Source organism: Methanoplanus limicola DSM 2279 (genome assembly GCF_000243255.1).
GTDB lineage: Archaea > Halobacteriota > Methanomicrobia > Methanomicrobiales > Methanomicrobiaceae > Methanoplanus > Methanoplanus limicola.
The window spans coordinates 1,150,903-1,165,056 of the sequence record NZ_CM001436.1; the positions used below are offsets into that span (position 1 = coordinate 1,150,903).

The 14,154-nt window shown below is 45.6% G+C and carries 12 protein-coding genes; 7 read left to right on the forward strand and 5 right to left on the reverse strand.

Features of this window, described 5'->3' with window-relative positions:
• The first annotated feature begins 224 nt into the window (after positions 1–224).
• Both METLIM_RS05540 and METLIM_RS05545 read left to right on the forward strand, forming a co-directional pair.
• Entirely contained in the window at positions 225–1,835 is a 1,611-nt protein-coding gene (locus tag METLIM_RS05540) for an IS1634 family transposase (protein WP_004076949.1), read from the forward strand.
• Positions 1,836–1,983: 148 nt separating this feature from the next.
• On the forward strand, positions 1,984–2,661 hold the full coding sequence (locus METLIM_RS05545; RefSeq protein ID WP_004076950.1) for a hypothetical protein: 678 nt from the start codon (positions 1,984–1,986) through the stop codon (positions 2,659–2,661).
• Between the two features lie 90 nt (positions 2,662–2,751).
• Here the strand turns inward: METLIM_RS05545 and METLIM_RS05550 are convergent, their stop codons facing one another.
• The 3 genes from METLIM_RS05550 to METLIM_RS05560 form a co-directional block, all read right to left on the reverse strand.
• A complete protein-coding gene (locus METLIM_RS05550) occupies positions 2,752–2,955 on the reverse strand; it encodes a ubiquitin family protein (RefSeq protein WP_004076951.1) in 204 nt (67 codons plus the stop codon).
• A gap of 66 nt (positions 2,956–3,021) precedes the next feature.
• Complete coding sequence (locus tag METLIM_RS05555; RefSeq protein WP_004076952.1) at positions 3,022–3,861, reverse strand: GNAT family N-acetyltransferase; 840 nt, start codon at positions 3,859–3,861, stop codon at positions 3,022–3,024.
• A 79-nt stretch (positions 3,862–3,940) separates the two neighbouring features.
• The gene (locus METLIM_RS05560; RefSeq protein WP_004076953.1) at positions 3,941–4,711 is read right to left on the reverse strand and encodes a TrmB family transcriptional regulator; all 771 of its coding nucleotides are present in this window, start codon (positions 4,709–4,711) and stop codon (positions 3,941–3,943) included.
• A 156-nt stretch (positions 4,712–4,867) separates the two neighbouring features.
• Between METLIM_RS05560 and METLIM_RS05565 the strand changes: the two genes are divergently transcribed.
• Positions 4,868–6,175 carry an MFS transporter gene (locus METLIM_RS05565; protein ID WP_245543597.1) on the forward strand — a complete coding sequence of 436 codons (1,308 nt, stop codon included), beginning with the start codon at positions 4,868–4,870 and terminating at the stop codon, positions 6,173–6,175.
• Positions 6,176–6,261: 86 nt separating this feature from the next.
• On the opposite strand, the gene ilvC is transcribed toward METLIM_RS05565, so the two are convergent.
• Both ilvC and METLIM_RS05575 read right to left on the reverse strand, forming a co-directional pair.
• Positions 6,262–7,272 carry a ketol-acid reductoisomerase gene (ilvC, locus tag METLIM_RS05570; RefSeq protein WP_004076955.1) on the reverse strand — a complete coding sequence of 337 codons (1,011 nt, stop codon included), beginning with the start codon at positions 7,270–7,272 and terminating at the stop codon, positions 6,262–6,264.
• A 135-nt stretch (positions 7,273–7,407) separates the two neighbouring features.
• Positions 7,408–8,931: a 2-isopropylmalate synthase gene (locus METLIM_RS05575; protein ID WP_004076956.1), complete on the reverse strand. Its 1,524-nt coding sequence runs from the start codon at positions 8,929–8,931 to the stop codon at positions 7,408–7,410.
• 274 nt (positions 8,932–9,205) lie between these two features.
• Here METLIM_RS05575 and METLIM_RS05580 point away from each other — a divergent pair, with 274 nt between their 5' ends.
• From METLIM_RS05580 to METLIM_RS05595, 4 genes are read left to right on the forward strand one after another with little or no spacing between them, the layout of a single operon-like run.
• Complete coding sequence (locus METLIM_RS05580; RefSeq protein WP_048145660.1) at positions 9,206–10,723, forward strand: 2-isopropylmalate synthase; 1,518 nt, start codon at positions 9,206–9,208, stop codon at positions 10,721–10,723.
• Positions 10,695–12,398 carry a biosynthetic-type acetolactate synthase large subunit gene (ilvB, locus tag METLIM_RS05585; RefSeq protein ID WP_004076958.1) on the forward strand — a complete coding sequence of 568 codons (1,704 nt, stop codon included), beginning with the start codon at positions 10,695–10,697 and terminating at the stop codon, positions 12,396–12,398. Before METLIM_RS05580 ends, ilvB begins: the two co-directional genes overlap by 29 nt.
• Positions 12,395–12,898: an acetolactate synthase small subunit gene (ilvN, locus tag METLIM_RS05590; protein ID WP_004076959.1), complete on the forward strand. Its 504-nt coding sequence runs from the start codon at positions 12,395–12,397 to the stop codon at positions 12,896–12,898. Before ilvB ends, ilvN begins: the two co-directional genes overlap by 4 nt.
• Before the next feature lie 5 nt (positions 12,899–12,903).
• Positions 12,904–14,154: a 3-isopropylmalate dehydratase large subunit gene (locus METLIM_RS05595; RefSeq protein ID WP_004076960.1), complete on the forward strand. Its 1,251-nt coding sequence runs from the start codon at positions 12,904–12,906 to the stop codon at positions 14,152–14,154.

Below are 14,154 nucleotides of genomic sequence, written 5' to 3' on the forward strand. Positions count from 1 at the left end.
GCGCGCGAAAAGTATATAAAGGTTCCGATCTGTTGTGGGGTGTGGGATTATTGGGGAGTAATACTCAAAAATGAAATATTGATGACTTCACGCTAAAAGTGACTTATATGCTCTGAAATCTAACTCCACATTTTTCTTAATATTCCAAAATACTCCCCAAGATCAAACCGATAGTTCTATAATCGTCATGTGTTAAATAATACACATAACGATTAGGAGTTTACATGGTCGCAATAGTTCACCAAACAGACAAAAGATCCGGGATAACCTATGCTTACCGCTCCGTATCATACTGGGACAAGGAAAAGAAACAGTCACGTGCCAAACGTACCCTTATTGGGCGTGTAGACAAAGAGACAGGTAAAATAGTCCCCACTGATGGACGCAACAGGAAGAAAAAAGAAGGTAATCCGCCTGTGAAACGTAATACAAAGAGGTTTGAGGAAGCACATCGTTCATTCTACGGAGCCACATATCTACTGGATGCTATTGGTGAGAAATTAGGTATCATTCATGATCTGAAACAGTGTTTCCCCGACACATATGAGCAAATCTTATCCGTTGTGTACTATTTAATCCTTGAAGACAGCACTCCGATATACCGTTTTGAGAAGTGGGGACTCCTGCATAAGCATCCTTATGGCAAAGACATCACCTCACAACGCAGTAGTGAACTGTTTTCCAGCATTACCGAGGCAAATAAACTACAGTTCTTCAGACTTCAGGGAAAGAGAAGGATGGATAATGAATTCTGGGCTTATGATACAACATCTCTGTCCAGCTATTCAGAAACCCTCAGGCAGGTACAGTATGGTCGCAACAAGGAGCACGACAAACTGGCACAGCTGAATCTTGCTCTGGTCTTTGGACAGGAGTCCAATCTCCCTTTCTATTACAGAAAACTCGCAGGTAATATCCCGGATTCAAAGACCATTACACGCCTGCTTGAAGAGCTGGATATTCTTGATCACTCAAGAGTTAAACTGGTTCTTGACCGGGGCTTTTACAGTGAGGTCAATATTAACAACCTGTTTAAGAATCACGTGAAGTTCCTTGCAGGTGTCAGAATGTCTCTGAAATTTGTCTATGGAGAACTTGATGCAGTCTATGACATTTTTAGGAGCTTTGAGCGTTACAGTGAGAATTACGAACTGTATTACCAGACTATCCGGACCACCTGGAATTATACGCAGGAGCGTCCTTACAAAGGAGATACTCTTCAGGAATCACGCCGCCTTTACATTCATTATTACTACAACATCGACCGGGCAGCCGAAGATGAGAAAAACTTCGACCGTAAGCTAATTGCACTAAAAAAAGAACTGGAATCAGGAGAGCGTGTTCCAGGACACGCTAAACTTTACAAGCAGTACTTCATTACCAAAACAACACCTAAGAGAGGAACAAAGGCACAGATTATTGATGAAAATGTCATCAAAGCCAAGCGATATTTTGGGTTTTTTGCTCTGATTACCAATGAAAAGATGGATGCAGTAACTGCTCTTGAACTCTACCGCAACAAAGATGTGGTTGAAAAGGCCTTTGGAAATCTCAAAGAACGCCTGAATATGCGCCGTACACTCGTTTCTTCAGAACAGAGCCTTGATGGGAAACTGTTTGTGCAGTTTGTGGCACTGATCTACTTATCTTATCTCAAAAAGCAGATGCAGGATCATAACCTTTTCAGGAATTACACATTGCCTGGTATGTTGGACAAACTGGATGTCATCGAGTGTTTTGAACAACCAGGAAAATCTCTCAGAGTGGGTGAGATACTCGATAAACAGGAGCAGCTGTACCGGGACCTGGGGGTGACACCACCCACATCGTTATGAATGGGCGGGAATCCAGGTTATAGTGTGTAGACAGCACTGAAAAAAATTTGTCCACATTGAATAAACAAACTCAAGCAAAATCCATACCGACCTGAGGCAGATAAAACCTCTGTATTTCCTGACCGACAATGACAATAAGGGCACAATTATGAAATTATCTTTTAAAAATGTTGTATTATTTGGGATGATATTCTGTATTATTACATTATCATCAGGATGTATAGATGAAACAGATTATGCCTCATACCAAAACAATAACCAGGATTATCAAAAAGTTGAGTCTGACTGTCCGGAGGACTACGTACCATCACTGTATAGTGACGCATGCCAGTCATTTCTTAAAAATGGTTCATGGGTGCCCACATTAATTTTTGATTCAGATGTTTCAGACAGTTCTATTAAAGCAGTTATGGAGCGGTATTTTGGGGAATATGATAATGAATGGCGAATCTTTAATTTTTCCTCAGATTTTCCATACTATCTGAAATCACCTAAAGAAAAATACAATTACTATACGTCCCAGATTAAGGAAAACTGGGAATTATGTTTAAACTGCCATTACGGCTGTTATGATGAGGGAATTATCTCTTTTGAAAAAGAAAGGGGAGATTATGTAATACTTGGACTTAATAACTGCCGTATAAAGTATAAGAACTGTTTTGAAGAGATGAAAAAAGCAGGGATTCCGGTAAAGAAAACAAAATGTGCATTTCCAAGGAAATACAGAACAAATAATTCAGATGTCGAAATGATCAATCTGCTGAAAGAAATAGACAAAGATGAAGAGGTTCTTTTCGTTATGAAGTCATATATCAACGACAGATAATATTATATCCTCTAATAATTCAGGGAATTTTCAAAAGGAGAGCAGAAAACTAATGAAATTCCTAATCATTTTTTAAACCCAAATGAATGGTCACCCTCTCGAAGCAGTGGTTACAACATCATAATCAGCTTCCTCTGCCGGCTCATCCTCCGGTATAATTCTGCCGTTAAGCTCAATTATTACAGTATCCGGAATTATTCCACAGTTAAACAGGAGATCTGAAAGTGGAGTTCCTTCTTCAAACTCTGCCTCCTTTGTAATATTTTCTTTTGTTAATGTGAATTTACATCTCATATTATCATCTTAGTTATATTATCCCAGCCATTTTATCATGGCTATGCTATCTCAGCCCATATCATTTCATTTTACAGGTCTATTCATGATATTCTCAAAACGGCTGTTGCTTATCGGGTGGTGGCTGATAACCTTCCCGTTGTATATTATGCAGAAAGTCCCGAACGGGCAGGGTGACTGCTGAGCCCCCACGTGGCTCTTCAGGTCGATTAAAACCGGAGTTATGCCAAATTTTCCCTCAACCGTCTTCATAATCGCATTTACATTCTTGACTGAATACGGGCACTGGGGTGACCGGATGATCGTCAGACCTTCAGGATATCCTGCCGCCTTTTCGCTTAAACCTTCCCTGAACTTTGGCAGTTTGGACCCAGGCAGTTCTGACACAGGGTGCTCTGAAAGGGACTTTAGCCCAGGATTTTCTGAATATTCATCAAATCTCAGGACAAGCAGTTCAAAATCAGGTTTTGCCGTATCTGCGACAGTAAACCCGGACTTAATGAAAATATCCTTCTTCGCCATAAAAGAGCCATTTCTTGTCACAACTGCAACGCCATTCATATTATGACTCTCTGCGTCTCTTATGCACTCATTAATCAGTGCAGAACCATATCCCTTACCTTTATACTCCTTCTTAAATCCGGTAAATATGCAGTGAATAAACATATATCCGGCAGCGTCAACCGGGCGGTGGGCATAATCTCCGGGAATATACTCAATCATCCCCTGATAACCGCCCTTTTCAGATACAAGGGCTTTAATCCTAAGGCCCTTAGGATAATATTCCTCATACCATGCAATTTTTCGCCGGAGTTCCTCATGCTTATTTACGTCTTTATAACCGCAGACACCATATAAAGAAATATTTTCAGGGGTAAGACTGATAATCCGGATTTCGTCTTCCATTTATCTAATTATTACATGAGAGAAGTATCATACTTTGCCATTCCGATTAATGTCAGAATATCAGAAACTAATCTCACAGTTACAAACTGGATTTTGAACTCTTAATTTCCTTTATATTTTTCAGAATTGTCCTTGACTGGTATACTGCATGGATATCATTTGAGAGAAACACCCCCTCAAGAATTCCGTTTCTCTCAAATACAAGCAGAGATTCATGCCGGTCGGTATAGATGACAAGCTTAATTGTGCTGATCTCCGTTACTTCTGACGGTGGAGAAAAAAAGGCAGAATTAATATCCTTATCACCAAGATAACACTTTACACGGAGTTTTCCTGCGGTTTCCACATTACTTACAACAGGATATACCGGAATTCGTTTCTGAGTGCGTATAATTTCCGCTGAGAACTTCTCTAAGAATGATAAATCATTGCAGAGAATTATCATTTCAGATTTAGCTCTTGCAAAACTAAGCCGGATCTGCTTATCTATTGACCACGCAGTTCTAAGTTCATAAGCCTGCAATACCTGTTCCGGCCTCTCTTTTTCAAAATTCTGAAGCCTTGTGCTGAGTCTGTCAAGAAATATCAGTTTTTCACGCTTAAGCCTGTCAAACGTCCGGGAAACATCCGTTGCACTGTATCTTGCAGGGTTATCAGATGAAGAATTAACAAACCCCTTTTCGATCAGGGCATTCAGGGTTTCATATACTCTTCCACGCGGGATATTTGTGATCTCGTGAACTTCACGTGCACTGGCCACCCGCAGAGCGAGAAGAACTGTATATGTCTTCGCCTCATATTCACTCATACCCAGTTTATTTAATTCAGGAATAAGTGATTCATCTATCATAACAAAAACCCCGGAATAAGAATTAATTACTGAATAATATCTGCCGGAAGTCTATTTATCCTGTTGCTCCTGACACCAGGAGCACCACATATTTATCAAAATAATTCTGAATGTATGGGAATGCAAAACTCAATATTTAACTCCATTTTCAAACCAGTGAAATTTCAGCCCACAAAATGGACTCTGGTGTTTCTGCTTGCGTCTGCGATGCTCATATTAATGGGCGGCGCAGCAGTCGCACCTGCGCTCCCGTTAATCAGTGAAGCATTTCCTGATTGTTCCGAGGCTTTAGTTTCATTAATTGTAACACTCCCGTCACTTGCAATTGCCATTACCGGTTTTTTTATCGGCGGCCTGTCAGACAGAATTGGAAGACTGCCCATACTCTCTGCATCCCTCTTAATATTCTCAGTTGCAGGAGCATCCGGTTTCTTTCTTAATTCGCTTCCGGCAATCCTTGCAGGAAGATTTATTCTGGGTATAGGAATTGCAGGCATTACCACCACAACAACCGCCCTTATAACAGACTATTATTCCGGAATGACACGCACAAAAGTTCTCGGATATCAGGGAGCCTCAATGGGTGCAGGTGTTTTAATCCTTGAAACCAGCGGAGGATTTCTTGCAGGAATCTCCTGGAGACTTTCATTTCTGATATATCTCATAGGTCTTGTGATACTTATCGGTGTCCTTGCAACAATGAAAGAGCCACTGAGAGAACAAAAAACATTCTTACATGAATCCACAGATAAAAGCACAGCAGAAACCGGGAAAGACGCAATACAGAGAGAGAAGGGATTAATAAAACCCAACAGAAAAAGAGAAAGTAATACCAGACCAGTTTGTGAAATCCTTTCGGTCTATATCACACTTTTCCTGAGTATGGTTATGTTCTTTTTACTGCCGACAAAACTCCCCTACCTTATACCGGATATTCTTACCACAATGGATCTTTCTGAAACCGGAGGGATCTTTGCAAACCCCGCATTACTCAGCGGTATGTTTCTCGGAGTAGTCGGTCTGGTCTCAGCCCTTATGGGAGTTTTTTACTGGAAAATTGCAGTACATATGCACAAAAACTTAATTCTTGTCCTGACATATTTCATGCTTTGTGCCGGATTTATTACACTCGGATTATCTCATTCACTGCCGGTAGCCGGAATAGCAGTAGTAATTATAGGCATTGGAAACGGCCTTATGATACCAACACTTTTAAACTGGCTGACATCAGTTACACCAATGGCAGTTATGGGGAGAATAATGGGAGGATATTCAGTATCACTCAATCTGGGACAGTTCGCATCATCTCTGATCATAGTGCCGGTCTTTGCAGTTGTAGGGACATACTCCGGCCTGTATCTGGCATTCAGCATTCTGGCGGCACTCCTCACTGTTGTTTATCTTATAGCCTACCTGAAAACAAGAGCTTTGAATCTCGCAGAACCCAGCCCCGTCCGGAATTAAAAAAATCATTCCCCGGTTCCAAATCAAACCGGGATCTGGTTTAAATCTGAGATTTAATAGGATTATGGTGATATAAAAAGAGGAATTTACTCCTCGTCGCACTCTTCCTTCTTCTGGAACTGAGGCATCATGCCGCGGATCTCAGCACCAACAACCTCTATTAAATGTTCCTCGTCCGCTTTTGTCAGTGCGTTGAATACGGGCCTTCTGACCCTGTTTTCTAAAATCCACTCCTTTGCAAACTCTCCGGTCTGAATTTCGGTCAGGACATCCTCCATTGCGGCATATGTCTCCGGCCCGATTACCCTCGGCCCTCTTGTAAGGTCGCCAAACTGTGCGGTATTGGAGATAGAATCACGCATCTTTGTAAATCCGCCCTCATAGATCAAATCCACAATAAGCTTTAATTCATGAAGAACCTCAAGATATGCCATCTCAGGCGCATATCCGGCTGCCACAAGAGTCTCAAAGCCTGCTTTAATAAGTGAGGTTGCACCGCCGCAGAGCACTGCCTGCTCACCGAAGAGATCAGTCTCAGTCTCCTCCCTGAATGTCGTCTCAAGAACAACCGCCCTTGTAGCACCAATTCCCTTTGCATACGCAAGTGAGATCTCCTTTGCATTTCCGGACGCATTCTGGTGAATTGCAATTAGTGCAGGAACTCCCATGCCTTCCTCATATACCCTTCTTACCATATGCCCCGGACCTTTGGGTGCAACCATGACAACATCCACGTTCTCAGGCGGAATTATCTGCCCGTAGTGGATATTGAAACCGTGCGAGAACATAAGGCAGTCATTCTCTTCAAGATAAGGCTTAATCTCAGCGTCATATACATCTGCCTGTGTTTCATCAGGAAGAAGGATCATTACAACCTGTGCAGTTTTTGCAGCCTCAGATACGTCATATACCTCAAGACCGTCCTCTTCAGCCTGCACCCTGCTCTTACCGGGTCTGATTCCGATAATAACATCAAGGCCACTGTCACGAAGATTAAGTGCCTGTCCCCTTCCCTGTGATCCGTACCCGATTACGGCTATTTTTTTCCCTGAAAGATTACTCAGGTCTGCATCGGATTCATAATACTTCTTTATCATATCTGTACTTCCTGATTCTGAATTATTCTCTTTATGATTTATTCTTTTGCCATTAAAACGGGTATTATCAGAATAAATATTCCGCCCGTAATTTAACCCGGGAAAGTTTACCCTCCTCTCCCGGACATTACTCACTTATTTCAGGACCTGACCGGAATCCGCAGATCCTGCTAAGCCTGGTTCTCTGTTTGCACGATATACAAGGTTCAGTGCATTCACCATCGCCTCTACCGAGGCCAGGACAATATCACTGTTTGTAGCAGACGAGTCAAATACTCTTCCGCGACTGTCCTCAACTGCAATGGTAACACAGCCGATTGCATCTGTACCGCCGGATATTGCCTCAACCTGATAGGACTTCAGCTCAACGGGCTTTGGTATAATGCCCATCAGCGCATTCATGGCAGCATCAACAGGGCCATCACCCGTGCTTGAACAGACCTTCTCCTTACCATAGACAAACGCCCTGACACTGGCAGTCGGAATCGCATGTATGCCTGTGAATATTGAGATGTCATCGATTTCAATCGCCTTTTCGGATACATCCGAATCCATAACCGTATCGGCAATCTGGAAGAGGTCGTTGTCAGTGACCTTCTTACCCCTCCCGGAGATCTCCTTCATCCTTCTGACAATCTCTTCAAGTTCTTTGTCATCCGGATTTATGCCTGCATCAACGAGAGTCTGCCTTACGGCATGGCTGCCGGCGTGCTTTCCGAGTTTAAACCTCCTCCTGTGGCCGACCATCTCAGGAGTCATAATTCCCGGCTCGAAAGTTCCCGGATTTGAGAGCACACCATGGGAGTGTATGCCGCTTTCATGTGAGAAGGCATTATCACCCACAACCGGCTGAACCGGCGGTACGGCGATTCCTGAGAACCGCGATACAAGCCTTGAGGTCTCAACCAGTTTTTCGGTTACAATTCCGGTCTTAATCCCGTAAATCGCCTCCATAATCATCACAGTCTGGGAGATGTCGGCATTTCCGGCACGTTCACCGATCCCGTTCACAGTCACCTGGACCTGATCTGCACCTGCCTCAACCGCAGATACGGTATTGGCAACGGCAAGACCAAAGTCATTGTGGCAGTGGACATCAATCCGGCAGTTAACGTGCTCACGGACAGCAGAGACCATATCCTTCATCGCAGTAGGAGTAAAAATTCCGACAGTGTCCGGAATATTTACAATCTCGGCACCGGCACCCGATGCGGTGGAATAAACCTCAATAAGGTCTTTAATTCCCGTTCTTGTGGCATCCATCGCAGAGAACATCACACGATCGCACTTTGAGGCGGCATAACGGACAATATCATCGGTTATTTCCACTACCTGCGGGTGTGTTTTTTTAATCGTATGAATTCTCTGTATCTCCGAAGTAGGGATGAATACATGCACCATGTCAACTCCGGCATCAACGCACCTGTCAACATCGCCTTTTACAGAACGTGCAAGTCCGCATATCGGAGCACCGGTATCTGCCTCAACAATACGTCGGACATTATCAAATTCCGCGTCAGAAGAAGCCGGAAAACCTGCTTCAATCATTGAAACACCGATATCGGAGAGACGGCGGGCGATCTCTATCTTCTGATCAATCGTAAATGAAACTCCGGGAGTCTGTTCTCCATCCCTGAGTGTCGTATCAAAAACTGACACTTTCCTGTTCGCAAATTTAGTACCGAATAAGAAAGCGATCTGCCACTTGTGCAGTGACTTTCCCGGTCCCGAAATTATTCTGAGACATACAAATTAAAACGCACTAATAGATAATAAAACTTTGCCGAATTGCGGTGCACCACACCAGAAAACATTACAAATATGGTGCATGCGCACCACACACCCCACAGCATCTGGTGCAAAAAATGCCTGACCCGGACAAATTATATATATTAGGTTGAACACTATCATAAGTGGGAGTGAAAACCTATGAGTGATTACTTTATTTTTCGATAAAAAAGAGATAAGATTTTTGGACACCACCCTGAGAGACGGGGAACAGACGCCGGGAGTATCACTGACTCCGGAACAGAAGCTCGAAATCGCCACTGCACTCTCTGACATAGGTGTGAATGTCATTGAAGCTGGTTCTGCCATAGCATCCGAAGGTGAAAGAGAAGCAATCAAACTGATCTCTGAGGCAGGTCTCCCTGCTGAATGTTGCACATATTCCAGAGCACGCACCGGAGATATAGATCTGGCAGTGGAAAGTGGTGCAGACTCGGTTCATCTTGTTATTCCGGTATCTGACCTGCACATTGAAAAGAAGATGGGCAAAACCCGTGATGAAGTCTTTAAAATGGCAATGGAGACTACAGAGTATGCCAAAGAGAGAGAGCTTATTGTTGAACTCTCCGGGGAGGATGCTTCAAGGGCAGATCAGGATTTCCTGAAAGGGCTTTTTAAAGCCGGAGTTGAACACGGGGCTGACAGACTATGCTTCTGTGACACTGTGGGCCTGATGACGCCCGAGAGAGTAAAGGATTACATACCAAAGCTTTGCTTTGCACCCCTCTCAATACACTGCCACAATGACCTCGGATTTGCACTGCCAAATACGGTTGCAGCACTTGGAGCAGGAGCATCATGTGCTCATGTGACAGTAAACGGGCTTGGAGAAAGAGCAGGAAACACCTCCTTTGAAGAACTTGTAATGTCGCTTGAGAAACTCTACGATTTCCGCACCGGAATTCAGACAGAAAAGCTTTACAAGCTCTCAACGCTTGTTTCAAGACTTACAAGGGTGCCTCTTGCGACAAACAAGCCGATAGTGGGTGCTATGGCATTCACACACGAGAGCGGAATCCATGCCCACGGCCTTATGAAGGACTCAGGGACCTACGAACCTATGCACCCTGAGACCGTCGGCAGGACGAGAAGGATAGTTCTGGGCAAGCATTCCGGTTCGGCATCCGTTCAGGCGGCGCTCACCGAACTTGGATATAAACCAAATGGGAAGCAGCTTGCAGAGATAGTAAAACGGATAAAGGAGCTCGGAGATTCCGGAATAAAAGTTAGTGATGCAGACGTTATGGCAATAGCAGACGCAGTAATGCTCCTTGAGTGCAGACCGGTTCTGAGTATGAAGCAGTTCACGGTTGTAAGCGGGAATACGGTCATACCAACAGCCTCGGTTACAATGTCTGTAAACGGCGAAGAGGTTACAGGCGCTTCAACAGGTACAGGCCCTGTAGATGCCGCACTGAAAGTGCTTCAGCAGTCAGTCAGTGTCGGAGGTGACATCACACTTGAGGATTATCATGTGGATGCCATAACAGGCGGCACTGATGCTGTCGTTGACGTGACAGTCAAACTAAGCAGGGACGGAAGAGTAATAACATCCCGCGGTGCAAGAACAGATATAATAGAAGCAAGTGTTGAAGCAGTCCTTTCGGGGATGAACAGACTTCTCAGGAGAGAAAATGAAGACAGGAGCACAGATACTGATTGAAAGCCTGAAAGAAGAGGGAGCAGATATAATATTTGGATATCCGGGAGGATCAGTCCTCCCAATCTATGACGTTCTCTATGATTCAGGCATTAAGCATATTCTTGTCAGGCATGAACAGGCAGCCGTTCATGCGGCAGACGGATATGCAAGGGCATCGGGCAGAACCGGAGTCTGCCTTGCGACATCAGGACCGGGGGCATGCAACCTCGTATCCGGAATAGCAACCGCAAATATGGACTCTGTTCCGGTTGTGGCCCTGACAGGGCAGGTTCCGACAGGCATGCTTGGAAATGATGCCTTTCAGGAATCTGACATAACCGGAATCACAATGCCGGTTACGAAGCACAATTATCTCGTAAACGAGGCGGGCAGCATCCGGAGAGTAGTAAAGGAGGCCTTCTTCATCGCCGGAACAGGCCGTAAAGGTCCTGTGCTCATCGACCTGCCAAAGGATGTCCAGACCGGGCTGGTTGATGAATCTGAGGTTTTAAACGAGGAAATTAACCTGAGAGGCTATAAGCCCACATACAGGGGCCACCCCAGACAGATCAAGAGTGCGATAAAGCTCATTGCGGAGGCAAAAAAGCCTATAATCTATGCAGGAGGCGGCGTAATCGCATCTGATTCCTCAGCTGATCTCGTAAAGCTTGCAGAGATGCTTGACCTTCCGGTTACGACAACAATGATGGGCCTTGGAGCAATTCCGGCACACCATCCGTTAAACCTCGGAATGCTCGGTATGCACGGGACAGAGGCTGCCAATTATGCAGTTACCGAGTGTGATCTGCTCATCGCAGTCGGTGCAAGGTTTGATGACAGGGTTACAGGCAAGATTGAAGAGTTCGCCCCCGGTGCAAAAGTTATCCACATAGATGTCGATCCGGCTGAGATCGGTAAGAATAAAGCTGTGGATGTTCCGATTGTCGGCGATGCGGGTGAAGTTCTGAGGGAGATGATAAACCTTTCAGAAACTCTGGATATTAAAAAGAAGGACCCCTGGCTTGAAAAGATAGAAAACTGGAGGGAGAACCATATGATGAAATACAGGGATGACGAAGGGCTTCATCCGCAGTACATCATAGAGCAGCTCTCCGGAATTCTGGAAGGGAAAGGCATAATAGTATCCGAAGTCGGCCAGAACCAGATGTGGGCCGCACAGTATTACGGCTTTAAGTCGCCCAGGCAGTGGATAAGCTCAGGCGGCCTTGGAACTATGGGATACGGATTTCCGGCAGCGATTGGCGCACAGTTTGCAAAGCCTGACGAGACCGTTGTGCTGATAGCCGGGGACGGCAGTTTCCAGATGAATATACAGGAGCTCGGGACAGTATCACAGTATAATGTCCCTGTAAAGATGCTCATCCTGAATAATATGTACCTCGGCATGGTAAGGCAGTGGCAGGAACTCTTCTACGAGAGGAGGTATTCATATACCGAACTGCCCCAGGTAGACTTTGTCGGAATAGCGGCAGCATACGGCATTCCCGGCCTGAAGGTCGAGAAGAGGGAAGATGTCGGAGAGGCTCTGAAAAAGGCTATGGAGACAAAAGGTCCGTTCCTAATCGACTTCAGGATCGAAAGGGAGGAGAATGTATTCCCTATGGTTCCGGCAGGTGCGGCGATAAGCGATATGATCGGATGCCACATACCGGAGGAAAAGGAGGCCGGAAGATGAAGAAGCAGATATTGAGCGTTCTTGTCGAGAACCAGTCCGGTGTCCTTGCCAGGGTATCGGGTCTTTTCAGCAGGAGGGGATATAATATCGAGAGCCTCGTCGTCGGAAGGTGTGAATCTCCCGATATAAGCAGAATGACGATAGTCGCCTGCGGTGACGAGGCACAGATTGAGCAGGTAAAAAAGCAGCTCAATAAGCTGATCGAGGTCATCAAAGTGACTGACATCACTGAAAAGAAGCATGTTGAAAGGGAGCTTGCGCTTATAAAAGTGAACGCAGAACCGGGGGATATGAGGTCCGAGATTATGCAGATCGCAGGCATATTCCGGGCGAAGGTTATCGATGTCGGACCAAAGACGGTTGTCCTAGAGATCACCGGAGATTCGGGAAAGGTAGATGCGATAGAAGAACTTCTTGGCCCGTACGGAATAACCGAGATGGTACGGACAGGAAAGGTGGCACTCCAGAGAGGGTCTGCTACTGTGCTTAATTCAAAGTGACAAGTATGAAACAGACATATGTTGAGAAGGTCTTCTCTAAAAAATGCGGCAGGGACTACTCTGCCGGAGATATGGTGATGGCGCCTGTTGACGGTGCGATGATACATGACATCACCGGCCCGCTGGCGATAAATGTATTCAGGGAGATGGGTGGAAAGCAGGTTTTTGACCCGGAAAAAGTCATAATGCTCTTTGACCACCAGATCCCGGCTGATTCAATACCGGCGGCGAAAAATCACGTCATGATGAGGGATTTTGCAAAGGAGCAGGGCATCTTCAACTACGATATAAAAGAGGGAGTCTGCCACCAGGTTGTGCCTGAGAAAGGCAGGGCAAGGCCGGGAGATATAATCGTAGGCGGGGATTCCCATACCTGTGCATACGGGGCACTCGGTGCTTTCTCCACCGGAATCGGCTCCACCGATATGGGCTTTGTGCTGAAGTTCGGGGCACTGTACTTCAAAATTCCGGAGAGCATCAGGCTTGAAATAGAGGGTAAATTCCCAAGGAGGACAGGTGCAAAAGATTTGATCCTGAACCTTGCAGGCGACATCGGGGCTGATGGTGCAACCTACAAAGCACTTGAATTTTACGGCGGGACTGTGTCAGATATGGACATATCCGGCAGGATGACCTGCGCCAACATGGCAATCGAGATGGGAGCAAAGGCAGGCATTGTTCCTCCGGATGCAAAGACATGGGATTATCTCTCCGGAAGGGCAGATGTCACACCTTTTGAGATGACCGGTGATGAGGATGCCGGTTATGCTGAGGTGAGGCATTATGATGTCTCCGGTCTCGCACCAAAGGTGGCAGTGCCGCATAATGTGGACAATGTAGTGGATGTGACCGAGGTTGCCGGACGGAAGGTTGACCAGGTATTTATCGGATCATGCACCAACGGACGTTTTGAGGACTTTGCCGAGGCGGCAGAGGTTCTTGGAGACGGGAAGTTCTCAGATGACTTAAGGGTCATCATAGTTCCGGCATCAAAGGAAGAGTACCTGAAAGTCTTAAGGGCCGGACTTGTTGAGAAGTTTGTTGAGGCAGGGGCACTTGTTGAGGCTCCCTGCTGTGGCCCCTGCATGGGCGGGGCTTTCGGACTGCTTGCACCGGGCGAGGTCTCACTTTCGACATCCAACCGTAATTTCAGAGGCAGGCAGGGCAGCACTGAAGCCGGAGTATATCTCTGCTCACCTGCAACCGCCGCTGCCAGTGCAATGACCGGCGTGATAACCGATCCAAGGGAGGTCTGA

Bases quoted from the DNA above. Each gene is read 5' to 3' on its own strand.
- METLIM_RS05540 (WP_004076949.1), top strand. From the start codon at position 225: ATGGTCGCAATAGTTCACCAAACAGACAAAAGATCCGGGATAACCTAT.
- METLIM_RS05545 (WP_004076950.1), top strand. From the start codon at position 1,984: ATGAAATTATCTTTTAAAAATGTTGTATTATTTGGGATGATATTCTGT.
- METLIM_RS05550 (WP_004076951.1), bottom strand. From the start codon at position 2,955: ATGAGATGTAAATTCACATTAACAAAAGAAAATATTACAAAGGAGGCA.
- METLIM_RS05555 (WP_004076952.1), bottom strand. From the start codon at position 3,861: ATGGAAGACGAAATCCGGATTATCAGTCTTACCCCTGAAAATATTTCT.
- METLIM_RS05560 (WP_004076953.1), bottom strand. From the start codon at position 4,711: ATGATAGATGAATCACTTATTCCTGAATTAAATAAACTGGGTATGAGT.
- ilvC (WP_004076955.1), bottom strand. From the start codon at position 7,272: ATGATAAAGAAGTATTATGAATCCGATGCAGACCTGAGTAATCTTTCA.
- ilvB (WP_004076958.1), top strand. From the start codon at position 10,695: ATGAAGACAGGAGCACAGATACTGATTGAAAGCCTGAAAGAAGAGGGA.
- ilvN (WP_004076959.1), top strand. From the start codon at position 12,395: ATGAAGAAGCAGATATTGAGCGTTCTTGTCGAGAACCAGTCCGGTGTC.
- METLIM_RS05595 (WP_004076960.1), top strand. From the start codon at position 12,904: ATGAAACAGACATATGTTGAGAAGGTCTTCTCTAAAAAATGCGGCAGG.